This window comes from Vibrio campbellii CAIM 519 = NBRC 15631 = ATCC 25920, assembly GCF_002163755.1.
GTDB lineage: Bacteria > Pseudomonadota > Gammaproteobacteria > Enterobacterales > Vibrionaceae > Vibrio > Vibrio campbellii.
Genome location: NZ_CP015863.1, coordinates 999,161 through 1,025,447, shown reverse-complemented (window position 1 = coordinate 1,025,447; position 26,287 = coordinate 999,161). Strand labels below are relative to the sequence as shown.

At 46.5% G+C, this 26,287-nt stretch carries 22 protein-coding genes; 7 read left to right on the top strand and 15 right to left on the bottom strand.

Annotated features, from left to right (window positions below; genetic code table 11):
• Window positions 1–11: 11 nt before the first annotated feature.
• Genes menH through A8140_RS04960 form a run of 3 tightly spaced genes read right to left on the bottom strand, consistent with a single transcriptional unit; the run spans window position 12 to window position 3,815 of the window.
• Window positions 12–806: a 2-succinyl-6-hydroxy-2,4-cyclohexadiene-1-carboxylate synthase gene (gene menH / locus A8140_RS04970; RefSeq protein WP_005529903.1), complete on the bottom strand. Its 795-nt coding sequence runs from the start codon at window positions 804–806 to the stop codon at window positions 12–14.
• Window positions 793–2,511, bottom strand: a complete 1,719-nt coding sequence (menD, locus tag A8140_RS04965) for a 2-succinyl-5-enolpyruvyl-6-hydroxy-3-cyclohexene-1-carboxylic-acid synthase (RefSeq protein WP_005529904.1) — start codon at window positions 2,509–2,511, stop codon at window positions 793–795. The genes menH and menD overlap by 14 nt, the downstream gene beginning before the upstream one ends.
• Window positions 2,508–3,815: an isochorismate synthase gene (locus A8140_RS04960; RefSeq protein WP_005529905.1), complete on the bottom strand. Its 1,308-nt coding sequence runs from the start codon at window positions 3,813–3,815 to the stop codon at window positions 2,508–2,510. Before A8140_RS04960 ends, menD begins: the two co-directional genes overlap by 4 nt.
• A gap of 216 nt (window positions 3,816–4,031) precedes the next feature.
• On the opposite strand from A8140_RS04960, the gene A8140_RS04955 reads away from it, so the two are divergent.
• The 3 genes from A8140_RS04955 (at window position 4,032) to A8140_RS04945 (ending at window position 7,252) form a co-directional block, all read left to right on the top strand.
• Complete coding sequence (locus A8140_RS04955; protein ID WP_005529906.1) at window positions 4,032–5,246, top strand: pyridoxal phosphate-dependent aminotransferase; 1,215 nt, start codon at window positions 4,032–4,034, stop codon at window positions 5,244–5,246.
• An 83-nt stretch (window positions 5,247–5,329) separates the two neighbouring features.
• Window positions 5,330–5,914 (top strand): 5'-deoxynucleotidase, encoded by a 585-nt coding sequence (gene yfbR / locus A8140_RS04950; protein WP_005425568.1) that lies wholly within the window; start codon window positions 5,330–5,332, stop codon window positions 5,912–5,914.
• A 3-nt stretch (window positions 5,915–5,917) separates the two neighbouring features.
• Window positions 5,918–7,252, top strand: coding sequence for an anti-phage deoxyguanosine triphosphatase (locus A8140_RS04945; RefSeq protein WP_032999978.1), 1,335 nt, complete (start codon window positions 5,918–5,920; stop codon window positions 7,250–7,252).
• Between the two features lie 20 nt (window positions 7,253–7,272).
• Here A8140_RS04945 and A8140_RS04940 read toward each other — a convergent pair whose 3' ends face one another.
• Window positions 7,273–7,890 (bottom strand): tRNA-uridine aminocarboxypropyltransferase, encoded by a 618-nt coding sequence (locus A8140_RS04940; RefSeq protein ID WP_005529908.1) that lies wholly within the window; start codon window positions 7,888–7,890, stop codon window positions 7,273–7,275.
• A 3-nt stretch (window positions 7,891–7,893) separates the two neighbouring features.
• Here A8140_RS04940 and rrtA point away from each other — a divergent pair, with 3 nt between their 5' ends.
• Complete coding sequence (gene rrtA / locus A8140_RS04935; RefSeq protein WP_005529909.1) at window positions 7,894–8,445, top strand: rhombosortase; 552 nt, start codon at window positions 7,894–7,896, stop codon at window positions 8,443–8,445.
• 150 nt (window positions 8,446–8,595) lie between these two features.
• Here rrtA and A8140_RS04930 read toward each other — a convergent pair whose 3' ends face one another.
• From A8140_RS04930 to tig, 7 genes are all read right to left on the bottom strand, one after another.
• Entirely contained in the window at window positions 8,596–8,883 is a 288-nt protein-coding gene (locus tag A8140_RS04930; RefSeq protein ID WP_005425566.1) for a ComEA family DNA-binding protein, read from the bottom strand.
• Between the two features lie 145 nt (window positions 8,884–9,028).
• Entirely contained in the window at window positions 9,029–10,888 is a 1,860-nt protein-coding gene (gene ppiD / locus A8140_RS04925) for a peptidylprolyl isomerase (RefSeq protein ID WP_005529910.1), read from the bottom strand.
• A 214-nt stretch (window positions 10,889–11,102) separates the two neighbouring features.
• A complete protein-coding gene (locus A8140_RS04920; protein ID WP_005430934.1) occupies window positions 11,103–11,375 on the bottom strand; it encodes an HU family DNA-binding protein in 273 nt (90 codons plus the stop codon).
• A gap of 191 nt (window positions 11,376–11,566) precedes the next feature.
• Complete coding sequence (lon, locus tag A8140_RS04915) at window positions 11,567–13,918, bottom strand: endopeptidase La (RefSeq protein WP_005529911.1); 2,352 nt, start codon at window positions 13,916–13,918, stop codon at window positions 11,567–11,569.
• A gap of 130 nt (window positions 13,919–14,048) precedes the next feature.
• Window positions 14,049–15,329: an ATP-dependent protease ATP-binding subunit ClpX gene (gene clpX / locus A8140_RS04910; RefSeq protein WP_005529912.1), complete on the bottom strand. Its 1,281-nt coding sequence runs from the start codon at window positions 15,327–15,329 to the stop codon at window positions 14,049–14,051.
• A gap of 71 nt (window positions 15,330–15,400) precedes the next feature.
• A complete protein-coding gene (gene clpP, locus A8140_RS04905; protein ID WP_005430931.1) occupies window positions 15,401–16,027 on the bottom strand; it encodes an ATP-dependent Clp endopeptidase proteolytic subunit ClpP in 627 nt (208 codons plus the stop codon).
• A gap of 106 nt (window positions 16,028–16,133) precedes the next feature.
• The gene (gene tig / locus A8140_RS04900) at window positions 16,134–17,441 is read right to left on the bottom strand and encodes a trigger factor (RefSeq protein WP_005529913.1); all 1,308 of its coding nucleotides are present in this window, start codon (window positions 17,439–17,441) and stop codon (window positions 16,134–16,136) included.
• Window positions 17,442–17,965: 524 nt separating this feature from the next.
• Here tig and A8140_RS04895 point away from each other — a divergent pair.
• The 3 genes from A8140_RS04895 (at window position 17,966) to A8140_RS25505 (ending at window position 21,367) form a co-directional block, all read left to right on the top strand.
• Window positions 17,966–19,771: a sensor histidine kinase gene (locus A8140_RS04895; RefSeq protein ID WP_005529915.1), complete on the top strand. Its 1,806-nt coding sequence runs from the start codon at window positions 17,966–17,968 to the stop codon at window positions 19,769–19,771.
• A 4-nt stretch (window positions 19,772–19,775) separates the two neighbouring features.
• Window positions 19,776–21,107: a sigma-54-dependent transcriptional regulator gene (locus A8140_RS04890; protein WP_005529916.1), complete on the top strand. Its 1,332-nt coding sequence runs from the start codon at window positions 19,776–19,778 to the stop codon at window positions 21,105–21,107.
• 77 nt (window positions 21,108–21,184) lie between these two features.
• Window positions 21,185–21,367 carry a hypothetical protein gene (locus A8140_RS25505; RefSeq protein WP_005529917.1) on the top strand — a complete coding sequence of 61 codons (183 nt, stop codon included), beginning with the start codon at window positions 21,185–21,187 and terminating at the stop codon, window positions 21,365–21,367.
• A 36-nt stretch (window positions 21,368–21,403) separates the two neighbouring features.
• Here A8140_RS25505 and A8140_RS04880 read toward each other — a convergent pair whose 3' ends face one another.
• The 4 genes from A8140_RS04880 to A8140_RS04865 form a co-directional block, all read right to left on the bottom strand.
• Window positions 21,404–22,765 carry a TRAP transporter large permease gene (locus tag A8140_RS04880; protein WP_005529918.1) on the bottom strand — a complete coding sequence of 454 codons (1,362 nt, stop codon included), beginning with the start codon at window positions 22,763–22,765 and terminating at the stop codon, window positions 21,404–21,406.
• A gap of 3 nt (window positions 22,766–22,768) precedes the next feature.
• Complete coding sequence (locus tag A8140_RS04875) at window positions 22,769–23,440, bottom strand: TRAP transporter small permease (RefSeq protein ID WP_005529919.1); 672 nt, start codon at window positions 23,438–23,440, stop codon at window positions 22,769–22,771.
• Between the two features lie 118 nt (window positions 23,441–23,558).
• Complete coding sequence (locus A8140_RS04870; RefSeq protein ID WP_005529920.1) at window positions 23,559–24,554, bottom strand: TRAP transporter substrate-binding protein; 996 nt, start codon at window positions 24,552–24,554, stop codon at window positions 23,559–23,561.
• 215 nt (window positions 24,555–24,769) lie between these two features.
• Window positions 24,770–26,239 (bottom strand): protein adenylyltransferase SelO, encoded by a 1,470-nt coding sequence (locus A8140_RS04865; protein ID WP_005529921.1) that lies wholly within the window; start codon window positions 26,237–26,239, stop codon window positions 24,770–24,772.
• Window positions 26,240–26,287 lie beyond the last annotated feature (48 nt).

Genomic DNA, 26,287 nt, shown 5'->3' with positions numbered 1-26,287 from the left:
TCTCGTTGCTCTCACTCAAAGTGAGAATGAATTATTTGATCAACTTGCATCGCAAATCGTTGTGGTTGCTCTTGATGGACGTTATGTCCAGCCCCCTCAATTTGTCGATACGCCAACCCGCTTTTCTCAGCCAGTTGACTAAATTTTTTGTCTTTTTCGCCACAGAGGTAATAAAGCGGAACTGATTGTTGCTGCAATGCTGGCAACAGATAAGATTGCTTCGCCAATGATGTCGCAATCAACATATTCGCCACCGCTGAACCAAGATTAGCACTTCGTTTCGCCACCAATGTTTGTCTTTGCTCATGGTTTAGTGAAGAAAAGACCAACTGTTGGTACCAATCGTTCAAAACACAGGCAAGAGGCTCAGTTTTGAAACGCTTAGCCCAGCGTGAATCGTTATCGAATCGTGCCTGTCTGTCTGACTCGCTTTGAAGCCCAAAGTTTCCTCCTTCAACAATGGCACCACAAATATTGGGATCTGGAAAACATTGGTGAGCAAGGCCATGCATAGTAATGCGTCCACCCATTGAGTAACCAATCAGGATAAGCGGTTGTTGCGAAGGAAATAGTAAAGATAGTGCGGAATTGAGTAATTTGCAGCAATCATTCAGATCGCTGCAAAAAATAGATTGGCTGTGTCCATGACCGGGTAAGTCAATCGTTACTCGGTCATACTGAGGTAAAGCGCTCAAGCACTGTTGCCAATCCTCGCCACTGCCAAGCAAACCATGTAAAAACACCAGAGTAGGCAAAATGCCACCTTGGTGCTTTTCCGTTGCTGGGAAGCGCTCAGAATAGAGCATGCAAATTCTTATCGAAGGATTTTAAATGCTCGACAACTTGGTTCGATGGCGTTTGCACTTCGACCACCAATGCGCCCTGCCCTGAAGCAAAATGTTCGGAAACCAAGGATTGGTATTCCGCTAACGAGCTTGGCTTCCGATACTGCAAACCGAACTGTTTCACAGCGTGCTCAAACTCGTAACCATGAGGCATTTGGTAGAACGACTCACGATGTTCCTGCGGCACTGGCAACAAATCAAAAATCGCACCGCCATCATTATTGGCGATCACCAAGACCGAAGGGAGCTCACTGTGCGTAAACAGTGCCAACGAGTTCAAGCCATATAACGCAGAAGTGTCGCCAATAAACATCAACATCGGATTATTCCGCGCGCGTTGTACACCACTTGCAGTGGCAAACAGGCCATCAATGCCAGACGCTCCACGGTTAGTGAAAACCTCTGTGTTATCAAGCTTACCGAACATGTCGATTAAACGAACAAACAAACTATTGCCGACAAACAGATCCACACCTTGAGCGCGCTCGGCAACATCAATCGCCAATGAAATTTCACTTAACTCACTCTTAGGATCCGAAATAAACAACCCTTTAGCATGCTGCGTGACCTGCTTGATGTCCGCTGCCAACTCATCTGCCCAGCCAGCGTGTTCTGATGAGAAACCCGACGTGCGTTCTACCCAAGCGCTAGGTTGCTCAGCCCAGTGCCATTGAGGTAAATGGCTCTGGTTGTCACGGTCTAACCGAGGAGAGACAAACCAATATTGTGTATCACCACCCTGCTGGTTGCGTGATACATGCTTCTCTAGCCAATGGTTAAAACGTTTAGAAATGATTCGGCTGCCAAACTGAACAATCAAATCACAGTCATCAAGCTGACTCGCCATTCTTGGATTTTGCAGCCATAAATCGAAATGTGCCCAATCTGAGCTCACACCACTTTGTGGGTCAGCCAGTACTGGCCATCCCATCTGCTCAGCAAATGTTCGTGCCGCTTGCGCTTGAATCAAAGGCAAGCTGCCAATGACCACCAAGCCTTTGTTGTCACCACAGCTTGGTATTGCACTGCTGGTTTTTGGATTGAAACGTTGGCAGTACGTGACTTTGCTGTCTCTCCAACCGGCAACGGTATCAAGGTAACCCTGATAGGTGCTCTTGTCTGTGTCAGAGTACAAAGGCTCTGGAAACGCACAGTTTATGTGTACCGCACTGCCTCTTAGGCGTTGCGTAAACATCATCTCATCAACAGAAGTAAGCAACCAATTCAACGGGGTTGATAGCGTAGGACTCGGCAGGTTAAGACTGTCAGAAACATGTTCTGAAAAAATACCCAATTGATTAATAGCTTGGTTTGCACCGCAACCCACCAGTTCAACCGGACGGTCTGCAGTTAGCACCACCAGCTTTTCACCCGTCAGTTTTGCTTCTGCAATCGCAGGCAACAAGTTCGCCACCGCTGTACCCGATGTAACAATCAGCGCCACTGGTTCTTTACTTGCTTTAGCAAGTCCCAGAGCCATAAAGCCCAAGCCACGCTCATCAAAATGGGTGTGAATGGTAAAATTTGGGTTATCTGCCGCCTCGACCGTTAAAGGTGTGGAGCGAGAACCGGGTGCAATACAAACGTGATTCACACCAAAGCGGTTCAATTCTGTCAGGATGGTTTCAGACCAAATGCGATTTAAAACAGCTTGATCGGCACTCATGATGCAACCCCAAGCGGCGGGTGGTCTGAAATAAGAGAAAGTAACGTCGACATTTTTTTATCTAACTCGGCCCATTCGTGTTCTGCAATGGAGCCTGGAACAATACCCGCGCCAGCAAACAGTTGTACTTGGTCACTCAAAACCAACGCACTTCTTATTGCGACGCAAAACTCTGCACGCTCATGGCTAATGTATCCCATCGAGCCTGCATACCAGCCGCGTGCAAACGGCTCGTTATCCAATATAAATTGCATCGACGCTTTGCGCGGTAAACCGGCCACGGCGGCGGTTGGCTGTAGAGCTGAAAGCAATTGAACACCGTTGATGCCCGCTTTCAGATCCGCATTAATACTACGCTTAAGATGTTGGACCTTTCTCAGACGAACCAATCGAGGCTCTTTTTCTACCTCAACACGCTCCGAATGCGGTGTTAGTCGATCAATGATGTCATCCACCACATATTGGTTTTCGTTGAGGCTCTTAGAATCTTGCGACAACCAGTTCGCCAGCTCCATGTCTTGCGTCGGATTGTCACCGCGGCCGATCGTGCCAGCCAACGCTTCCGTGTGCAGCTCATGCGCCACTCGCGAGTAAAGTCGCTCTGGCGTCGAGCCCATAAAGCTGTGCTTACTGTCTAAACTCAATAAAAAGTGAAAGCTGTGATGGTTATTTAGGTAGCTCGCTTTAAGAAGCTGCGCAGCAGAAAGTATTGAATCTAGCGTAACTGTCGATTTGCGAGCCAGAACCACTTTCTTAAACTCATCGTTGTCGATGCCTGTGAGCACCTTTTCGACCAACGCGTTCCATTCAGGCTGTGTTGGCGCATGGTCAATTGAGCGAATATGAGATGAAATTGGCGCAAGATTGGGCACGTCACATATCAACTTGTTCAAGCCTGCTAATGTACGTGTTTTATCTTCTGAGATATTCACCGCGAGCGACCATTGCTGATCAAATCGAATTAGCTCGATTTGCGGTAGAAAAAAGAAAGACTGCATGCAGCGACGATTCTTTTCGTGCTGACCATCGAAAGAACGACCACCCCATACGCGCTGGCCTTCGCCAAGGATCGTATAAGCCGGGCCGGGCTCAACAAAAGAATGGAGCTGACCTAGGGCAACAACTTCTTCACGAGTATCACGGGACTGCCAGTAAAACTTGGGAAAAAGTGGTTGTGCTTCAAGCCAGTCGATAAACGCGAAATTGGGTTTCTCGCTGAGTGGCTCGACTAAACGTGTTTGATTGCCTTCCGTTTGCTGAACTCGCTCGATAATTCTCTTTACGGCTTGATGGAACTGTGACAAATCAACCTCGAAATTTGTGAGGATTAAGGAAACTGACGGCTACTCTAAGTTTAGACCCAAAGCAAATCAAGATCGTACAGTATTTTTTATTTGACTCTGAAAGGAAGTATAAACAAAACTCGACCACAAGACGGATAATTTTCGGATTTATATTCTAATAAAAAGCAAATTATTGTATTTTAATAAAGAAATAAATGATTTTTTAGGAATTATACAATGCAAAATATCGAGATGTCGTCGAAACTCGATAATGTCTGCTACGACATTAGGGGGCCTGTACTCAAACATGCTAAACGCATGGAGGAAGAGGGGCATAAAATCCTAAAGCTAAATATTGGCAACCCCGCCCCATTTGGCTTTGACGCCCCTGATGAGATTCTAGTAGATGTCATCCGCAATCTACCGACTTCTCAAGGTTATTGTGATTCCAAAGGTATCTACTCTGCGCGTAAAGCTGTCGTGCAGCATTACCAGCGCAAGGGCATTCGTTCGCTCGATGTTGAAGATGTCTACGTAGGTAACGGCGTTTCAGAGCTAATCGTGATGGCAATGCAAGCGCTTCTGAATAACGGTGACGAAATGCTGATCCCAGCACCAGATTACCCCTTGTGGACTGCATCTGTTGCGTTGTCTGGCGGTAAGCCTGTTCATTACCTATGTGACGAAGGCGCAGACTGGTATCCAGACCTAGAAGACATCAAAAAGAAAATCACGCCAAAAACACGCGGTATTGTTCTGATCAACCCGAACAACCCAACGGGTGCTGTGTACAGCCGCGATTTCCTGTTGGAAGTGATTGAGATTGCACGTCAGCACAAACTGATGATCTTCGCCGATGAAATCTACGACAAAGTGCTTTACGACGGTGCAACACACACATCAGTTGCCACACTAACCGACGACGTATTGGTGATGACCTTCAACGGCCTGTCGAAAGCTTACCGTGTTTGTGGCTTCCGTGGTGGCTGGATGTTCCTAACTGGCCCTAAACACCTAGCACAGGGCTACATCAACGGTCTTGAGCTGCTGTCTTCCATGCGCCTGTGTGCCAACGTGCCAATGCAACACGCAATCCAAACCGCATTGGGTGGCTACCAAAGCATTAACGAGCTAATCCTGCCAGGTGGCCGTCTGCTTGAGCAACGTAATCGTGCTTACGAACTGATCAACCAGATCCCTGGGGTTTCGTGTGTGAAGCCAAAAGGCGCGATGTACTTATTCCCGAAAATCGATACCAAGATGTACAACATCAAAAATGACCAACAAATGGTGTTGGACTTCTTGAAACAAGAGAAGGTCCTGTTGGTTCAAGGGTCTGGCTTTAACTGGCCGAAGCCCGATCACTTCCGTATCGTAACTCTACCCCACGTAGAAGATCTCGAAACCGCGATTGGTCGCTTTGAACGATTCTTGACGACCTACAGCCAGTAGTAATTAGTGCTGATCTCTCATATGCTTAGAGGAGCTCCTAGTGAGCTCCTTTTTTTGTATCAGAATCAAAATTGGAGACAGCAATGAAAGAAAGCCATTTTTTCGCCCACTTGGCACGAATGAAGCTCATCCAACGCTGGCCCTTAATGCGCTCGGTATCGCCGGAAAACGTTTCTGAACACAGCTTGCAAGTCGCGTTTGTTGCTCATGCCCTCGCCCTAATCAAAAACAAAAAGTTTGGCGGTAACTTAAACCCTGAACGCATCGCTATTCTCGCTATGTACCACGATTCCAGTGAAGTCTTAACGGGTGACCTTCCAACCCCAGTAAAGTATTACAACCCAGAAATTTCTAAAGAATATAAAAAGATAGAAGCGGCAGCTGAACAAAAGCTGTTATCTATGCTTCCAGAAGAATTCCAAGATGATTTTGCGCCCTATTTGTTATCGCACTCTGCGCACGAAGAAGATGCATTGATCGTCAAGCAAGCAGACTCTATCTGCGCTTACTTAAAATGTCTCGAAGAGCTTAGCGCTGGCAACCACGAGTTTGCTCTAGCGAAGAAGCGTCTCGACATCACTCTGCAAGAACGCAAAACACCGGAAATGGAATACTTCCTTCATACCTTTGCCCCAAGTTTTGAATTATCGCTGGATGAAATCAGCTAATTGATGGAGAGAAAAGTGTCGTTTGAATTAGATACCTTATGGCAAGAGCGCCATGATGATGAGCACAAGATCCGTCGTGACGATCATCGTAGCCCCTACCAACGAGACCGAGCTCGTATTCTGCACTCGGCTGCCTTCCGTCGATTGCAGGCAAAAACTCAAGTCCATGGCAACAGCTTGGAAGACTTTCACCGTACCCGATTGACTCACTCTCTTGAAGCAGCACAGTTGGGTACGGGCATTGTGGCTCAACTTAAGAAGAAACAGCCTGAGTTTCGAGACCTTCTACCGTCTGACAGCTTGATTGACTCTCTCTGTTTGGCGCACGATATTGGCCACCCACCCTATGGCCATGGTGGTGAAGTAGCACTGAACTATATGATGCGTGAGCATGGTGGCTTTGAAGGTAATGCCCAAACCTTCCGCATCGTCACCAAGTTAGAACCCTATACCGAGCACTTTGGCATGAACCTATCACGCCGAGCCTTACTCGGTCTGATCAAGTACCCAGCCTTGCTTAGTCAAACTCGCGCGGTTTGCCTGCCGAAGCCAGTCGAGCACCAGCGCAAATTGAAAGCAAAAGACTGGAGCCCAGCAAAAGGCATTTACGACTGTGATAAAGATTTGTTCGATTGGGTCATTGCACCATTAACCGACAGCGACAAAGCCTTGTTAAGCCAAATGCGCTGTCGTCCAGAATCGGATTTTGAGCACTGTAAAACACGATTCAAATCGCTCGACTGTTCAATTATGGAGCTTGCAGACGACATCGCTTATGGCGTGCATGACTTGGAAGATGCCATCGTGCTAGGAATGGTCACTCGTCAGCAATGGCAAGAAGGCGCAGCCAGTCAATTGGCCGATTGCGGCGATGCGTGGTTTGAAGAGCACATTGGCTCAATTGGGCAAATGCTGTTTAGTGGTAAACATCATGAGCGTAAAGATGCGATTGGCGGCATGGTGAATGCGCTGCTGACCAGTATTTCAATTAAGGTCGTAGATGAACCTTTCAGCAACCCATTGTTGGCTTGGAACGCGTGTCTAGAACCACAGATGGCAAAAGCGCTTGAAGTACTCAAACATTTCGTTAGTAAGTATGTGATTCAAGTGCATCAGGTTCAGATTGTTGAGTACAAAGGACAACAGATCATTATGGATTTGTTTGAAGCGTTAAGTGCGGATCCTGAACGCTTACTTCCGACACATACTCAAGCATTGTGGCAAGATGCGGCTAACGAGAGCGCGAAAATGCGTGTGATAGCGGATTACATCTCGGCGATGACCGATGGCCACGCACAAAAGCTGCATCGACAGTTGTTCTCTTCAATAGTTCTTTAGAGAAGTACTCTATCGGTTCGCTACTCGTTTTTCAGATAGTTCTTTTCAAATACGCCCGGAGGCATCTGGGCGATTTGAAATTCAATCATCTTCTCAAACGCCGTTAACAAAGGCGTGAAATCTTTCCCAGACTCCATCAGGTTCAGTGCATGAAAGCCGGCTTCCACGGTAGATAAGCTGTTGTTCGATGGTGCCTTACGAATGGTGTAATGACCTTGCAGATCCTCTGGCAGTTTCACTGTTGGAATGGAGTGCAAGTTGGTCGAAAGTTGCCACATTTTGTAAGCTTTCTTCCAAGTGCCATCGAGTAAAATCAAACGTGTTTTCTTATCTGCCGCCTCTCCAAGCGTCGCCAAGTCTGAAAGGCACAACGATTGTTCTGAAGGGTAAAGAATGAAATGTTGATAAGTGTCATCCTCAAGCAACGCATTCAAGACCTCGCTATCTGAAAAGTCTTCTCCGATCAAACAAGTACAATGATTTAGACTCAAATTGAGAATTCGTGCCGTACCAAGAGGACGATGTTCTTCACTCGTATGCTGAAGGATGATAAGTTCAACCTCGTTTGCTAGCGGCACAATCCATTGGCAAATACAAGCTTTGCGCGATTTTCCACACTGAGAACAATAACGAGACATAGAGTGAACCTTTATACATTGCTGAGCATCATCAGCGTTATCTGTTTAATACTGCAATTCGAACCAATGGCAAGCCTAACCGAATGGCACGCCTACAATATACGCCACGGCGAATGGTGGCGAATCGTAACAGGAAATCTCACGCATACCAACTTTGCTCACCTCGGGATGAATCTCGCTGGTTTATGGGTGATCGGATTTATCTTCCGCCCTACCGTGCGTAATTTCATCATCGTATTTCTCGTTTTGTGTACCTTCATTGGTGCGATGAATTTATTAACCAGTATGTCGGTCTACGTCGGGCTGTCTGGTGTGCTGCACGGCTTATTCGGCTTCTGGGCGCTGGCTGAGGTTTTCGACGGTAGAAGAAGCAGTTTAGTGCTGGTAGGTGGTTTGATTGCTAAAGTCGCTTGGGAGCAGTTCTACGGCCCTTCAACAAGCACAGCGGAGATGATTGGGGCTCGCGTGGCGGTGGATGCTCACCTGTTTGGTGCAATAGGTGGTTTGAGTATGGCTTGGTTAGAGAAACTGACCCATCGTCGTATCTTTGGCTAGAGATTAGAGAATTGAAAGCCAGTTCACCACTACTCTGTAAATAGCCCCAAAGAAGAGCAAAAAAATCCCGAACCAGCAAAGAGGCTTGGTTCGGGAAAGCAGTAATAGGAAACAAAAACTTTGCTTTTATTTTAATGGCAAGAACGTCGATTACAGCAGGATGCGGTCTTCGTTCTTCTTAACAGTCGCCTCACCGATGCCTTTCACCTTGGTAAGATCCGCAGCTGTTTTAAATGGACCGTGCTCGTTGCGATACTCAACAATATCTTGCGCTTTCTTCTCACCAATACCATTAAGTAGCGTTGCAATCTCTTCTGCAGTGGCAGAGTTAACGTTAACCGTAATCTCAATACCTTCATACTTATCTGCTTTAGTCTTTGTTTCCGCCCAGCTCATCGGCGCGAGTATCAATAAGCACAGCGTTAACATCCATTTCATTTGAGCAATCTCCCTTTAGTAGTTGTATAAGAACGAAAACTACTTTAGGCAAAGCGCTGTTTGTATAGAAGTTTCTTCAGATAAAAATAAAACGGGCCGCTAATGCGACCCGTTTTAGTTAACATGCAAATTACATCAGTAATGCTTAGTTGCTCACAACAAAGTACTCAATGTCCGTGTTTGCGCGCAGTACTGCAATTACCGAAGTAAGATCTTGTTGAGACGAAGCACGTTGCATTTGCATCGCAACTTGCTCTTCTAGCGCGCTGTCTAGCTCCGCGTGTACCGCATCAAGCTCTACAACTACAACGTTACCTTCTAGATCTTTAGATTGACCGTATACAGGCTTGTCACCTTCAGGTTTCGCCATAGCGAATACTGTTGCAGCGAGTGGAGAACGACGATCAACAGATTCTTGCTCACCAAACGCTAGGCTGTTTTCTGCAAGGATGTCTTTGTTACCATCTTTAAGAGCCGCCACAACTTTAGTACCTAGTTCAATTGCACCTTGCTCACCTTTAACGCGAGACAGTTCAGCAACCACTTGGTCTTTCACGTCAGCAAGAGGAAGAACCGTCTCGTCACGAGCGTCTTCAACACGAACAACGATGATGTGCTCTGGCGCCACTTCGATAGCTTCAGAGTTCAGACCATCTTCTTTCACTTCTGGGCTCAAGATTGCTTGCATTACCGCTTGGTTCTTAAGAACCTCAGGCGCATCAACTTGAGAGATGAAGTCCGTTGTCTTCACTTTCTGACCAACCGCTTTAGAAGCGTCGTCTAGAGAATCTGGGTATTCAAACGCCACTTTCTCAAGTTCGTTTTGCAGTTCGTAGAATTGATCAACCGCTTTCTGGTCAACCATTTCTTGTTTGATTTCAGCTGCTACTTCAGAGAACGGCTTAGCAACCGCACCTTTTAGCTCTTCTAGCTTGATGATGTGGTAGCCGAAGTCAGACTTCACTAGACCTGTCATATCACCAGGGTTCTTAAGTGCGAATGCTGCCTCTTCGAATGCAGGATCCATCACGTCTCGCTCAATCCAACCCAGGTCACCGCCGTTTTCCGCGCTACCAAAGTCGTCTGATTTTTCTTCTGCTAGTTTAGCGAAGTCAGCGCCACCGTTTAGCTCGTCAAGAATCGCTTGTGCTTTCGCTTCGTCATCACCCTCAACAAGGATGTGCGCTACGCGACGCTGCTCTTCTGTAGAGTATTTGTCTAGATGCTCATCGTAGTATTTCTTAACGTCTTCGTCAGAAATTTGGATTTGCTTCTTAAGCTCGTCAGCTGAAAGCTCAATGTAAGCAACCTTAACTTGTTCAGGACGAGTGAACATTTCTGGGTTTGCTTTGTAGTAGTCTTGAATTTCTTCGTCAGTCAGATCTACCTTCTTAGCAAACTCATTCAAATCGATAGTGATTGTGCGAACGTCACGAGTCTGAGTGAACAGTTTACCTTCAGATTGAACTTCGCCAGGTAGAGTGAACTCACTGGTTTGTAGTGCGTTCAACAGTTGCTCACGAACCAATTCACGACGCATGTACTCAGCAAAAGAATCTGGAGAGAAACCTGCACGACGTAGAGATGCTTGGTAGATCTCTTGGTCGAATTTACCGTTCGATTGGAACTGAGGCATATCTAGAATCATGCTACGTACTTGAGCATCGCTAATGCGCAGACCAAGTGCTTCTGCTTGTTGGTCAAGCAGCACGTCATTGATCATACGATCTAGAACAGATTTGCGGAAAGATTCAACGTATGCAGGGTCAGCCAGCATTTGAGAGAAGTAATCACCCAATTGAGCTTGCATGCGGTTACGCTCATTTTGGTAAGCCATCTCGAACTCACCACGAGCAATCTCGGTGTTACCTACTTTCGCAGCTGCGTTGTTGTTACCGCCAACGATGTAGCTACCTACACCAGCAAATACGAAAGAAAGGATGATAAGTCCAAGGATAATTTTGACCGCGATGCTGTTCACGCCTTCGCGTAGTCGATCCATCATAATTTAACTGCTCTCCACAATTGAAGCCGACTGCTTCTAATAGAAAATGTAATGTCGCGATAATATCAGAAAAAGAAATGCGCATCAGTAGGATGCGCATAATTTAAGAAAGTTCGGCTCTTAGTTTGTAAATTTTTGTTCAAATCTGACTGTTTGGACAAAAATTATGCAACGGCCGTTCGCTGAACCAGCTCTGCGTCATCGACGCAAAGAATTAGTTACAAGCGTCTTTTAGAGCTTTACCAGCTTTGAAAGAAGGTACTTTAGCTTCTGCGATTTGGATTTCTTCACCAGTTTTTGGGTTACGGCCAGTGCGCGCTGCACGAGTACGAACACTGAATGTACCGAAGCCAACAAGAGCAACTTGATCACCAGACTGAAGCGTACCGCTTACTGCTTCGATGAATGCGTCTAGAGCGCGACCAGCTGATGCTTTAGAGATGTCTGCGTTTTCTGCGATTTGTTCTACTAGTTGAGTTTTATTCACTGTGATTTCCCCTTTGTGTCATCTGTGATTATTTTTGTGATGACTTTCGTTCCATAATTAAGAAAATATGCTTCGCCCCTTATCCTTCAAGGGCTGCAAGCTTTCGAACTTAACTTAGCCTCCAAAAAAAACGCTGACAAGCCTTTTTAGGCCTATCAGCGTAAAGTTTTACTTATTTTTGCTGCACATCACTATTTTTGAGACTGAAACTCAACGCCCGTCGGGTCTCGCTCTAGTGCAACTTTCAGAACTTCGTCGATCCACTGTACTGGGATAACCTTCAGATCCGCGATAACATTTTCTGGAATCTCTTCCAAATCACGCTCGTTGTCTTTCGGAATCAGTACCGTTTTGATGCCACCACGGTGTGCCGCAAGTAACTTCTCTTTTAGGCCACCGATAGGTAGAACTTCACCACGTAGAGTGATTTCACCTGTCATACCTACTTCAGCTTTTACCGGGTTACCCGTCAAGCTAGAAACTAGCGCAGTACACATTGCGATACCCGCGCTTGGGCCGTCTTTAGGTGTTGCGCCTTCTGGTACGTGCACGTGGATGTCACGCTTCTCGTAGAAGTCAGAGTTGATACCCAGCTTTTCAGCTCGTGAACGTACAACCGTCATTGCCGCTTGGATCGACTCTTTCATTACGTCGCCAAGAGAGCCAGTTTGCGTCAGCTTACCTTTACCAGGCATCGCTTCCGTTTCGATCGTTAGTAGATCGCCGCCAACTTGTGTCCAAGCTAGACCAGTTACTTGGCCAATACGGTTGCTGTCATCTGCTTTACCAAAGTCATGACGTTGAACACCTAGGTACTCTTTCAGGTTGTCCATTGTCACCGTCACTGACTTCAAGCTTGTATCAAGCAGGATGTTCTTCACTGCTTTACGGCAGATCTTAGAAATCTCACGCTCTAGGCTACGAACACCCGCTTCACGCGTGTAGTAGCGAATAATGCCGATGATTGCCGAATCTTCGATGGTAATTTCGTTTGGTTTCAGACCGTTACGCTTCACTTGCTTATCAACAAGGTGACGTTTGGCAATGTTTAGCTTCTCATCTTCTGTGTAACCAGAAAGACGAATCACTTCCATACGGTCAAGTAGCGGACCCGGAATATCCATCGAGTTAGACGTCGCGACGAACATTACATCAGACAGATCGTAATCTACTTCTAGGTAGTGATCGTTAAATGCATTGTTTTGTTCTGGGTCTAGAACTTCTAGCAATGCTGACGATGGGTCACCACGCATATCTGAAGACATCTTGTCGATTTCATCCAGAAGGAACAGCGGGTTTTTCACGCCAACTTTAGACATCTTCTGAATAAGCTTACCTGGCAATGAGCCAATGTAAGTACGACGGTGACCGCGGATTTCAGCTTCATCACGCACGCCACCCAGAGCCATACGAGTGTATTTACGGCCTGTTGCAGCTGCGATAGAGCGGCCTAGCGATGTTTTACCCACACCAGGAGGACCTACAAGACAAAGGATAGGGCCTTTCAGCTTGTTGATACGGTTTTGTACCGCTAAGTACTCAAGAATACGTTCTTTAACACGCTCTAGACCGTAGTGGTCTTCGTTTAGAATCTCTTCTGCTTTCGCAAGGTTCTTCTTCACTTTAGAACGCTTGTTCCAAGGAACGCTTACCATCCAGTCGATGTAGCTACGTACCACTGTCGCTTCTGCGGACATTGGCGACATCATCTTAAGCTTTTGCAGCTCTTGTTCTGTCTTTTCACGTGCGTCCTGAGGCATTTTCGATTCTTCAATCTTTTGCTTCAGTGTTTCGAACTCGTCAGGTGCGTCTTCCATCTCGCCAAGTTCTTTCTGAATCGCTTTCATTTGCTCATTCAGGTAGTACTCACGCTGAGATTTTTCCATCTGCTTCTTAACACGACCGCGGATGCGTTTCTCTACTTGAAGAAGGTCGATTTCTGATTCCATCTGGCCCATTAGGAACTCAAGGCGCTCAGTCACATCAACGATTTCAAGTACTTGCTGTTTGTCCACCAGCTTAAGAGGCATATGCGCTGCAATCGTATCTGCTAGGCGCGCCGCTTCATCAATACCGCTTAGTGAAGTCAGTACTTCTGGCGGGATCTTTTTGTTCAGTTTGATGAAGCCTTCAAATTGGTTAATCGCACTGCGAACAATCACTTCTTGCTCACGCTCATCAAGCTCTGGCGTTACCACAAACTCAGCCTCAGCAAGGAAGAATTCGCTTTCTTTGAAGTGGTTAATCTTAGCGCGTTGCTGACCTTCAACCAGCACTTTAACGGTGCCGTCAGGTAGCTTAAGAAGCTGGAGAATGGTTGCTACCGTACCTACTTCAAATAGGTCGTCAACCGTCGGCTCGTCAGTGTCAGCTTGCTTTTGTGCCACAAGCAGAACTTGTTTGTTTGTTTCCATCGCCGTCTCTAGACAGCTAATCGATTTCTCGCGACCAACAAACAATGGAATGACCATGTGTGGGTAGACCACTACGTCACGTAGAGGTAATACCGGGATCTCGATACGCTCGGAACGTTCCAAGTTCATATAATTCTCTCTTCCGCTTTCACGTTTAACGTATTACTTAAGGCAGTATATGGGGTCTAATTATTTGGATTCAATAAGAGAAATAAAAAAAGGAGGTAATTACTTACCTCCTTTTTATTCATGGCTGAATTTATTCTGCTCCAGCGGCCTGATTGTCGGCGTTGCTGTAAATGAGCAATGGTTCTGATTCACCTTTAATCACTGATTCATCAATCACAACTTTACTTACGTCCGTCGCTGATGGCAGTTCATACATGGTTTCTAGCAGAACACTTTCTAAGATTGAGCGTAGACCACGAGCACCCGTTTTACGCTCCATCGCTTTCTTAGCGATAGCACGTAGCGCGTCTTCACGGAACTCTAGCTCTGCGTCTTCTAGTTCGAACAAAGCTGCGTATTGCTTAGTCAGTGCGTTCTTCGGTTCACATAGGATCTGAATTAACGCTTCTTCATCAAGCTCAGTCAGTGTTGTTGTTACTGGTAGACGACCGATAAACTCAGGAATCAGACCGTATTTCACTAGATCTTCAGGTTCTACCTGAGTAAATAGTTCACCGACCGTTTTGGTTTCGTTCTTAGAGCGCACTTCTGCGCCAAAACCAATACCTGTGCCTGTCGCTACACGCTGTTCAATCACTTTATCTAGACCAGCAAATGCACCACCACAGATGAACAGGATCTTAGACGTGTCCACTTGTAGGAATTCTTGCTGCGGATGCTTACGACCACCTTGTGGCGGAACCGATGCAACCGTACCTTCGATAAGTTTTAGTAGCGCCTGCTGAACACCTTCACCAGATACGTCGCGCGTAATTGATGGGTTTTCAGCTTTACGAGAAATTTTGTCAATTTCGTCAATGTATACAATGCCGCGTTCAGCCTTCGCTACATCGTAATCACATTTTTGCAGAAGCTTCTGGATGATGTTTTCAACGTCTTCACCAACGTAACCTGCTTCGGTTAGTGTGGTAGCGTCAGCCATTGTAAATGGCACATCCAGGAATCGAGCTAGCGTCTCAGCAAGCAGTGTTTTACCACTACCAGTAGGACCAATTAGAAGGATGTTACTTTTACCAAGCTCCACACCTTCGCTCGTTGTATCACCATTGCGTAAACGCTTGTAGTGGTTATATACCGCAACTGCGAGCACTTTTTTCGCGTAATCTTGTCCGATCACATAGTCATCAAGGTGTTCACGGATCTGTTTTGGCGTTGGCAACGCTTCAGATTCTTTCTTAGGGAGAACATCCTTGATTTCTTCGCGAATGATATCGTTACATAAGTCGACACACTCGTCGCAAATGTAAACTGACGGACCTGCGATTAGCTTGCGAACTTCGTGCTGACTTTTGCCACAGAAAGAGCAGTACAGCAATTTGCCGCTGCCACTTTCTTTGCTTTTATCTGTCATTCGCTAACCTCTTAGCCTTTACTCTTTATGAATGAGTGTATATCAAATTTAGCCAAAATGCGCTGGCTAAATTACTCGCCGCGGTGGCTCAACACTGCATCCACAATACCGTATTCTACTGCCTGATCTGCCGACATGAAGTTGTCGCGATCGGTATCGCGCTCAATCACTTCAAGAGGCTGGCCAGTATGTTCTGCTAATAGGTTGTTTAGCTTCTGCTTGATGGTCAGGATTTCCTGAGCATGAATTTGAATATCAGAAGCTTGACCTTGGAAGCCACCCAGTGGTTGGTGGATCATCACACGTGAATTAGGCAGAACGTAACGCTTACCTGGCGCACCACCTGCAAGCAGGAACGCACCCATAGAGCAAGCTTGACCCATACATACTGTGCTTACATTTGGCTTGATGAACTGCATGGTGTCATAGATAGACATACCTGCTGTTACGCTGCCGCCTGGTGAGTTGATGTATAGGAAAATATCTTTATCTGGATTTTCAGATTCTAGGAAAAGTAGTTGAGCCACGACAAGGTTTGCCATGTGGTCTTCCACTTGACCAGTTAAAAAGATCACGCGCTCTTTAAGCAGGCGTGAGTAAATGTCGTAAGAGCGTTCGCCGCGGGAAGTTTGTTCAACCACCATTGGCACTAGCGCGTCAATAATTGGCGACATTGCGTTTTTTTCTTGGTAGCTCATATTCTTATGTCCCTAAAATAAATGGCCCGGATGATGACGTATCATACGGACCATTGTTAGCAGAATAATCGACGTTAAGTCAACCTTCTACGCAAGATATTGCTTATTAAGCAGCAGGTTGTTGTTGGTTAAGTAGCTCGTTGAAGCTTACTTCTTTCTCAGTAACCTGTGCTTTTGCGATGATCGCGTCGATAGCTTGCTCTTCTAGAGCAACGTTACGCATGTTGTTCATCATTTGCTCGTTTTGCTCGTAGTAAGCAATAACTTCTGATGGATCTTCGTAAGCAGTTGCCATCTCTTCGATAAGTGCTTTCACTTTCTCGTCGTCAGCTTTTAGCTCTTCAGACTTGATTACTTCACCTAGAAGAAGACCTACAACTACGCGACGTTTAGCTTGCTCTTCGAACAGTTCACGTGGAAGCTGTGCAGCTGCTTCTGGGTTACCACCGAAGCGTTGTGCAGCTTGTTGACGCAGAACTTGGATTTCTTGGTCGATAAGTGCAGCTGGTACGTCGATTTCGTTTTGCTCAACTAGACCGTCGATAGCTTGCTCTTTGATGCGGTTCTTAACAGCTTGCTTAAGTTCACGCTCCATGTTCTTACGAACTTCAGCTTTAAGTGCTTCAACGCCACCTTCAGCAACACCGAACTTAGAAACGAATTCGTCGTTTAGTTCTGGTAGTTCACGAGCTTCAACTTTGTTCACTTTGATTGCGAACTTAGCCGCTTTACCTTTTAGGTTTTCAGCGTGGTAATCTTCTGGGAAGTTTACGTCGATTTCGAATTCCATACCTTTAGTTTTACCTTCGATACCGTCTTCGAAACCTGGGATCATGCGGCCTGCGCCCATTTCTAGTGGGAAGTTCTCAGCTTTACCGCCTTCGAACTCTTCACCGTCGATAGAACCAACGAAGTCGATGCTTACGCGCTTACCAGCTTCTGCAGCTTCTTCAACTTCAGCCCAAGTAGCTTGTTGCTTACGTAGAGTTTCGATCATCTCTTCTACGTCTGAATCGTTAACTTCAGTTGTTGGTTTTTCAACAGTGATGCTGTCTAGACCTTTTAGCTCAACTTCTGGGTAAACTTCGAAAGTTGCAGTGAATACTAGATCTGCGCCTTCGTTGTTTTCAACTGGAGCGAACGTTGGTGCGCCAGCTGGGTTGATTTTCTCTTTTACGATCGCTTCGATGAAGTGGCGTTGCATAACTTCACCAAGAACGTCTTGGCGTACTGCTTTGCCGTACATCTTAGCAACCATTTTTAGAGGCACTTTACCTTTACGGAAACCATCGAAACGACGGTTTTTAGCGATGTTGCGTAGTTCAGCTGTTACAGCGTCTTCGATGTTTGCAGCTGGAACAGTAATGTTTAGACGGCGCTCTAGGCCCTCTAGCGTTTCAACAGTAACTTGCATTATATATAAACCTCTAAAGTGGCTCGGTCTTCCCGAGCTTATGAGCGAGACTCTTTGAGTTCACGCCTCATCCTTGTGTAGTGTCCTGTCCGAACACCTAAGTTAAAACCGAGTATCGATGCTGGAAACCAACACCGGACTAATCAGTGATATCCTCAGCAAACGCAAAAGGTATCTCCTATTAGCCTCAGGACAGAATTTTTAGACGCGACATTCTAGCGATCTGTCGCAATCCTGTCGAGCCAATAGCCACTATGTGGACATTGTCTGCGCTAAATTCTCGAATACGGACTCAATTTTTACGAAAAATGCCCTTTTAGCATCGCTTCGCCTCAGCGAGCATATCTAGAATGGGGACAATAGCGACTTTTTCAAGAGAATCGACAGCTTTTTTTATTGAAAAGCCTAAAAAGAGATCTTGCTCTTGTTTTACTCCACAGAGTTGGAAACGAAATCCCCATTCATCCATGCAAACTATTAACATTCTCTTACGTGGTGAAAACAAGATGTAAGGGAGCGCAAGGATGTCGCAAAAAAGTCGTATTCTACTGATTTTTTTCGCCTTCTATCTCCTTTGTGCCTTCGTTGGTGGGCATTGGGTTTGGCAAGCCAGCTACCAATCTTTGCTCGATAAACATCAATCCCAGTTAGAGCGGTTCTCCAGCCATATTCAGAACAAGTTAGATAAGTACGCGCACATCCCTCACCTGCTCTCCAAAGACGAACCTTTGGTTGAAGCCCTACTCAATCCAGCCAACAGTGCCCAACTGGAAATCACTAATCGATATTTAGAATCGGTCAACAATGTCATTGCAGCTTCAGACACTTATTTGATCGACAAATGGGGCATGACGATCGCCGCCAGTAACTGGCGCAAAGCGCGTTCTTTTATCGGCCGAAACTTTGCTTTCCGTCCCTACTTCAAACAGGCGATTGTCGGTCAGCGGGCTGAATATTACGCCCTCGGATCTACCTCAGGAAAGCGCGGTTACTACTACTCCTACCCAATCGTCTATGCCGGGAGCGTGCTTGGTATCGTGGTGGTCAAAATGGATTTAAGTAAGATAGAAGATAACTGGCAACACCCTAAAAGCGTCTTTGTTGCGAGTGACCCAAATGGCATTGTGTTTATGAGTAGCCGGAGTGACTGGCTATTCAAAAGCTTACAGCCACTCGACGATTTAAAAGCTGCAGAGGTCTGGGCTAGCCGCCAGTATTTAGACACCACCATCAAGCCACTGGGTTTTGTTGGCGATATGGGTTTGGCGCATACAGAAGCGAAGCAAGGCTACCCATACAATCGAGGAACACTGGTGGTTTCTTCTCTCCCTCTGCAGGATCTCAAACTCACCATCCGAGTGCTATCTCCCAAGCAATCAGTAGTTTGGATCACCATGGGCTATTTACTCGTGTTAACGCTTAGCTTCACGGTTCTATTTTTGGTTGGCCAGCTCGTCTACCACCGTCAACAACGCCACCGTCAAATTGAGCGAATCCAACAAGAAGCCAATCAGAAACTTGAATACCAAGTGATGGCGCGTACCGCTGAGTTACAAGCCGAGATTACTCAACGCAGCGAAACCGAACAAACCCTTCGTCAGACTCAAGACGAATTGGTTCAAGCGGCCAAGTTAGCGGTGTTGGGGCAAATGTCAGCCAGCATCAGCCATGAACTCAACAATCCTTTGGCGGCTATTCGTAGTTTCGCTGAGAACGGAAAACTGTTCCTCCACAAAGAGAAGTTCGACCGTGTTGAAGACAACCTTACTCGCATCTCAGCCCTTACCGACCGAATGGCTAACATCAGTCAACAACTGCGGTCTTTTGCCAAGAAAACCGGTGGTAATGAGCTGGTTCACACTCAGCTACTACCCGTCATTGCTTCAGCAAAAGAGTTGATGAAGCCTGCTTTAAAATCAGCACGAGTAACCCTAACAACCAATTTGTTAGGGCAGGATGTCGACGTTCAGGTTAATACGATTCAACTCGAACAAGTGTTAGTGAACTTAATCACCAATGCGATAGAGGTACTTAGAGAGCAAGAAGACAAACAAATCGAGCTGTCCGTGGTTCAAGACCGCGAGACCAAACTCGTCTGGATTCATGTGGACGATAACGGTTCAGGATTGGGTGATTTTACCCTTTCAGAACTGTGCGAACCCTTCCTTACCACCAAACAAAATGGCTTGGGGCTAGGGCTTTCTATCTCCAAACAAATCTTAGCCAGTATGAATGGCAAATTAAGCGCACAGAATCGAGAACAAGGCGGTGCTCGATTCTCACTCTGCCTACCTATTGTTACACCGCTCGCCGCACAACCAGAAGGATGAGACCATGTGTCAGGTGTTTTTTATTGACGACGAAGCCGATCTCAGACTGGCCATCGAGCAAACTTTTGAGCTGGCGGATATCGATGCCAAGTTTTTTACGGATGCTGAATCGGCTTTAATTGCCATGCAGCAAGGCGAAGAAGCGGGCGTCGTGATCACCGACATCTGCTTACCGGGTATTTTTGGCATGGACTTGCTGACGACTTTGATGCAGCGAGATGCAAACCTCCCCGTCATCATGATCACCGGACACGGCGATATCTCCATGGCCGTACAAGCTCTCCATCAGGGCGCTTACGATTTTATCGAGAAACCTTTTGCGCCAGAGCACCTAGTGGAAACCGTTAAACGGGCCATTGAGAAGCGAAAGCTCACCAATGAAAACGAAGAACTGCGCCAGTCACTCAAAGCCAGTAAAACCCTTGGTCCGCGAATCATTGGCGAAACCGCGAGCATCCAAATACTGCGTGAAACTATCACTCACATTGCCGATACCGATGCGGATATCTTGTTGTTTGGTGAAACCGGTACAGGTAAAGAACTGATTGCTAGGTCTCTTCACGAACAAAGTAATCGCCGCAATCAAAACTTTGTTGCCGTTAACTGCGGCGCGGTGCCAGAAAACCTTATCGAGAGCGAACTTTATGGCCATGAAAAAGGTGCCTTTACCGGAGCAGAAAGTCGCCGAATTGGTAAGTTTGAATTTGCTCAGGGCGGCACACTATTTTTGGATGAAATCGAATCGATGCCGATTCAGGCACAAATCCGTTTGCTACGGGTGCTTCAAGAAAGAGTGATTGAACGTGTTGGCTCGAACGAATTGCTGCCGTTGGATATTCGCGTCATTGCGGCTACTAAGGTCGACTTAAAACAAGCGGCAGAGGAAGGCACATTTCGTCAGGATCTTTATTATCGCCTTAATGTGGTCACTCTCGATCTACCGCCAATGCGCGAGCGCAAAGAGGACATTCCTGCACTGTTCCATCACTTTTTATTGGTTGCCGCGTCTCGTTACGGCAAAACCTCCCCCAGTCTCTCCTCACAAGATTTGGCTCAGTTAATGGCCCATGACTGGCCGGGCAATGTACGTGAATTACGCAATGCGGCGGAACGATTTGTCTTACTGGGTAAATTAATCCAATTGGGAGATACCATTTCAACCTCGTCTTCTAGCCTTGCGGAGCAGGTAGCGGAATTTGAGAAAGCGGCGATTGAAAGTGCATTACTGGAGAACAGCGGCAGTATCAAACAGACCATGGAACAATTGAATGTGCCTCGAAAAACCCTGTACGACAAAATGCAACGCTATCAGATAGATAAGGACCTATATAAATAAAACGCAGTTTGCAGTTTGTCGTTATATCCAACTTGAAACATACTTTTTATAACAACGAAAAGATGGCTTAAACGGATATGACAGAAAAGGTCAAAATCCCCGTGATCACCGATACTGTGATGGTTGACGGGCATTATCAAGAAGAGAGGCGCTCTGGGGAAGACCGGCGTAAAAACAAAAAAAAATGGCTCGGTTACGAGCGTCGAGTGAAACCGGACCCAAGAAGGCCAGCCTATAAATCCATAGATGAAGAGGTGTGAATAGTCACACCTCTTCTGTTTTGTGGCTAAAAACCATTACTTAGTGATGATTTCTGGCCCCATCAATGTCGTTGGCAACCAAGTCGATACCCAAGGCACGTAAGTGACGATAATAAGGAAGAGGAACATCACCGCCACCCATGGTAATGCCGCTTTCACCACATTCATCATCGACATCTTCGCCACACCAGCGGTCACAAATAAGTTGAGCCCCACAGGCGGGGTTATCATGCCTATCTCCATGTTCACCACCATCATGATGCCAAGGTGGATCGGATCAATACCCAGTGCAATCGCGATTGGGAACACCAACGGTGCGACGATGATGAGCAAACCGGACGGCTCCATGAACTGACCGCCAATCAGCAGCAACACGTTAACCACAATTAAGAAGGTAATCGGCCCAAGCCCCGCTGATAGCATAGATTCGGTGATCATTTGCGGGATGCGTTCTTCGGTAAGTACGTGCTTAAGAATCAGGGCGTTGGCAATGATGAACAGCAACATGATGGTCAGCTTGCCTGCTTCATACAGCGTATGCTTAGTATCTTTATGAACAAACGTTTGGAAGATTTTAACCAATACAGGTTTAGTGTTCTGCTTGTCAGCAAATGGCCCCATGTCTTGGTAGACAAAGTTAGCAATGAAGAATGAATACACCGCCGCCACCGCCGCCGCTTCTGTCGGCGTAAAGATACCGCCGTAGATGCCACCAAGGATGATCACCACCAGCAATAAACCCCAACTTGCGTCTTTGGCGGCATCAAAGGTTTCTTTCCAACCAACAAAAGGTTGTTTTGGCAGGTTCTTGATTCTCGCGGCAATGTAAATCGCAATCATCAACATCACGCCCGCCAGCAACCCCGGAATAACGCCACCAAGGAACATACGCCCAACCGACACATCCGTCGCAGCGGCATACACCACCATCACGATAGAAGGTGGGATCAAAATGCCCAGCGTTCCCGCATTACAGATAACACCCGCTGCAAACTCTTTCGAGTAGCCGTTCTTGATCATACCAGCGATAACAATGCTACCAATCGCCACTACGGTTGCAGGAGACGAGCCCGATAGCGCCGCAAACATCATACATGCCACGACCGACGCCATCGCTAAACCGCCGCGGAACCAACCAACAATAGCAATCGCAAAGCGGATAATACGCTTCGCCACGCCACCGGTAGACATAAAGCTTGAGGCCAAGATAAAGAAGGGAATCGCTAACAAAGTGTAGTGGCCAGCAAACGCGTTAAACAGTGTTTGGGCAACGGAAGCCAAAGACGCATCCGAGTGCATTAATAAGAAAAGAATACTGGAAAGGCCCAGAGAGACAGCAATTGGCACACCGATCAACATGAAGCCAATCACCATCAGGAATAAAAACAGAATATCCACGATTTATTGCTCCTTGCGATCTGATGATGAAGAACCATTTGGAATCGCGTCTGCGGCTTCATTGAGTTCTTCTTTTAGCGCTTCTAACTCTTCCTCGGCTTCATGACCTGCAATCAAGCGGTCCAGTTTGCCTGTTGCGATCTGCCAAGTGATTTGCACAAAACGGAAAGTGAGTAGCGCCATACCAAGGGGCAAAGCAAAGTAAGGAATAAAGCGAGGCAGCTTCTCATAGCGCTCACCTTCATTGAGCCAATCGGCTAAAAACTGAAACATCTCTGGCATGGGGATATCGTCGGTTTCATACCATGCACGCTCAGTGACAAACGGATACCAGTAGTTCCAAGAACCGACCAAAAGCAGAATAGAAAACGCTAAGCAACCAGCAGCTGCAAGCAGTGCGAGGACTTTTCGTTTCGGCTCCGACACCATGTTGATGATGACATCGACACCAATGTGAAAGTGCTTCTTCACACCATATGATGCGCCAACCAGAACCATCCATGCGAACATGAATACCGTCAGTTCCAGTGCCCAAAGAATATTGTCGTTAAAGACATAGCGAAAAATGACATTGGCAAACGTCAGCAATGTCATCGCGCCAAGAAAGAACGCAATCAACGTCTCTTCAATGGCATCGGTGATCCGCCCAGCCTTGGCAAAAAAAGTCTGTTCCATAATTACATCACGTCATTATTGGGAGAAAAGGACCCTCTTCCCCATGAATGAGTACACGAGGGCCAATCGTAGTGCTTTGTATTTTTACTTATTTACCCAACGAGCTTGGGCTTGTTGATTATTGGTTAGATGCAAGTGCCGCATTAATAAGATCTGAACCAATGTCTTTCTCAAACTTCTTCCACACAGGTTGCAATGCAGTTACCCACTCTTGACGCTGCTCCGGCGTTAGAGTGCGCACCACACCACCCGCTTCAATGATGTTGTTCTTGTTAGCGAGGTTCACTTTGGTTGACTCAGCGTTACGTTGAGCCGTCACTTCTTGAATGATGGTGTTTAGCTGTTCACGCTGATCGTCTGGCAGTTTTTTCCAGAAATCGTTCGATGTCACAACCAAGTAGTCCAGAATACCGTGGTTGGTTTCGGTAATGCCATCTTGTACTTCGAAGAACTTCTTACCGTAAATGTTCGACCACGTATTTTCCTGACCATCGATAACCTTGGTTTGAAGGCCGCCGTACACTTCTTTGAACGACATCTTTTGTGGATTCGCACCAAGTTGCTCGAACTGAGCCACCAATACGTCTGAAGCTTGTACACGGAACTTCAAGCCTTCCGCATCGCCCGGCACCGTCAATGGCTTGTTGGCAGACATTTGCTTCATACCGTTATGCCAGAAAGCTAAGCCTTGTAGACCACGTCGTTTCATTGCGTTTTTCAGCTTTTCACCTGATTCCGAGTTTTGGAAACGGTCAACAGCCGCCACATCCTCGAATAGGAAAGGAAGGTCAAAGATGCGGTACTTCTTGGTGAATTTCTCAAACTTTGAAAGAGAAGGGGCAGCGAGTTGAACATCACCATTAAGTAGCGCTTCAAGCACCTTGTTATCATCGTACAGTGTCGAGTTAGGGAAAACCTGCATACAGACTTTGCCATTCATCTCTTCGTTCACGCGCTTTTCCAGTAACGAAGCAGCAATGCCTTTTGGATGCTTATCTGTATTGGTTACGTGACTGAACTTGATCACGGTTTCACCAGGGTCACAGTTTGCGGCAGCGTTAAAGCTAGTAATAGCCAGAGCAGAAACAGACAGTAGAGTTAGAGGCTTAAACATTATTATTCTCCTTGTTGAATCACATCCCATCCTTTCCATGAACACCTAAGTGGGTAGAAGGTGATGGGTACGGATGTTCAACAAGGAGCAAGTTACAGACCAAGTCGATTACTTATTACTATTCAGCAACTTAAATAAAAATAAAAAATTATTGGTGAGGATAAGGGGTTAAATCCACCCACGAGAACAAGCTCAATGGGTGGGAAATGACACATTTACGATGAACAGCTGATTTCCATTTTCTTACCCCACTCGGGCGGCAACTTGGCATAATCATCAAACTCGGGCTGTTCATCATAAGGACGCTTTAATAGCTCAGCCAGTCGGTTTACTTCACTAAAGTCCCCCTCCTCTGCCTTATCGATGGCAATTTGAGCTAAGTAGTTACGTAGGATATATTTCGGATTCGTTCGACGCATCTTTTCACAGCGAGTTTGTGCTGATACACGCTCACCGCACTCGTCTACTTCTAACTCACAACGAGCGAGATATAAGTCTACCCATGCACTTGCAGCTTCTCGATCAATAAACAAATCAATCACAGCTTGAGGCGATTTAACGTCGAGGTTAGACAACTCACGAAAGAAGCGAGTATAGTCAGCTTTGTTTTGGTTCAACAGTTCAAACATGGCTTCGAATAAGCGGCCGTCTTCGTCCACCTTAGTGTGAAGACCGAGTTTGGCACGCATCAACTCACTGAATTTTTGACTCAGACGCACTTCAAACTTCCCTAGTGCAGCCTCAAGATCTTCTCTTTGTACAAGAGGCGACAAGGAGTGCGCCAAAGCAGAGAGATTCCACAGTGCGATACGCGGTTGCTGTTCAAAGGCGTAACGACCTTGGTAATCCGAGTGGTTGCAGATGTAATTAGGATCGTAGTCATCGAGGAAGCCAAACGGCCCGTAATCAAAGGTTTGTCCTAGAATCGACATGTTGTCGGTATTCATTACACCATGGGCAAAACCATAAGCTTGCCAGTACGCAATCATCTCTGCGGTTTTCTCCACAACAAACTCGAACATGGCTGCGTATGGCTTTTCCACTTGGGAGCACTCAGGGAAATGCCATTCAATCACTTTGTCAGCGAGCAGCTTTTGCTCAGCAAGTTGATTGGTGTAGAAGAAGTGCTCGAAGTGACCAAAACGAATGTGGGTTTCTGCAACACGAATCAGTAGTGCGCCATATTCCGTCTTCTCGCGATAGACGGGCGTATCGCTGTCCATCATACCCAGCGCTCTGGTGGTGGGAATACCTAGCCCCGCCATGGCTTCACTGCACAGATATTCACGGATCGTAGAACGCAATACTGCTCGGCCATCGCCCATTCGAGAATAAGGGGTAAGGCCGGCCCCTTTGAGGTGAATGTCGAACCAAGTGCCATCTTGGTGCTGCATTTCAGCGAGCAGCAAACCACGGCCGTCACCCAAGTCCGGGTTGTACACACCAAATTGATGACCCGCGTACTTCATTGCCAGAGGAGCAAATGGCGCAAATTCTTTTTGTCCTGCAAACACATTCAGCAACTCTTCGTTCTCGGCTGCAGGTAAACCAAATTGCTGTGCAAACTCGCCATTCCACACCACCCAGCGAGTGTTATCTAAAAGCTGCGGCGTAACATAGGTAAAAAATGCCGACGGCAGTTCACTGAATCGATGGGTAAAATTCACACCTTCCCAAACGGACATAGCAGTTCCTTAATAAACGACTTCCTAACCAACAGTATAAGCTGTGTG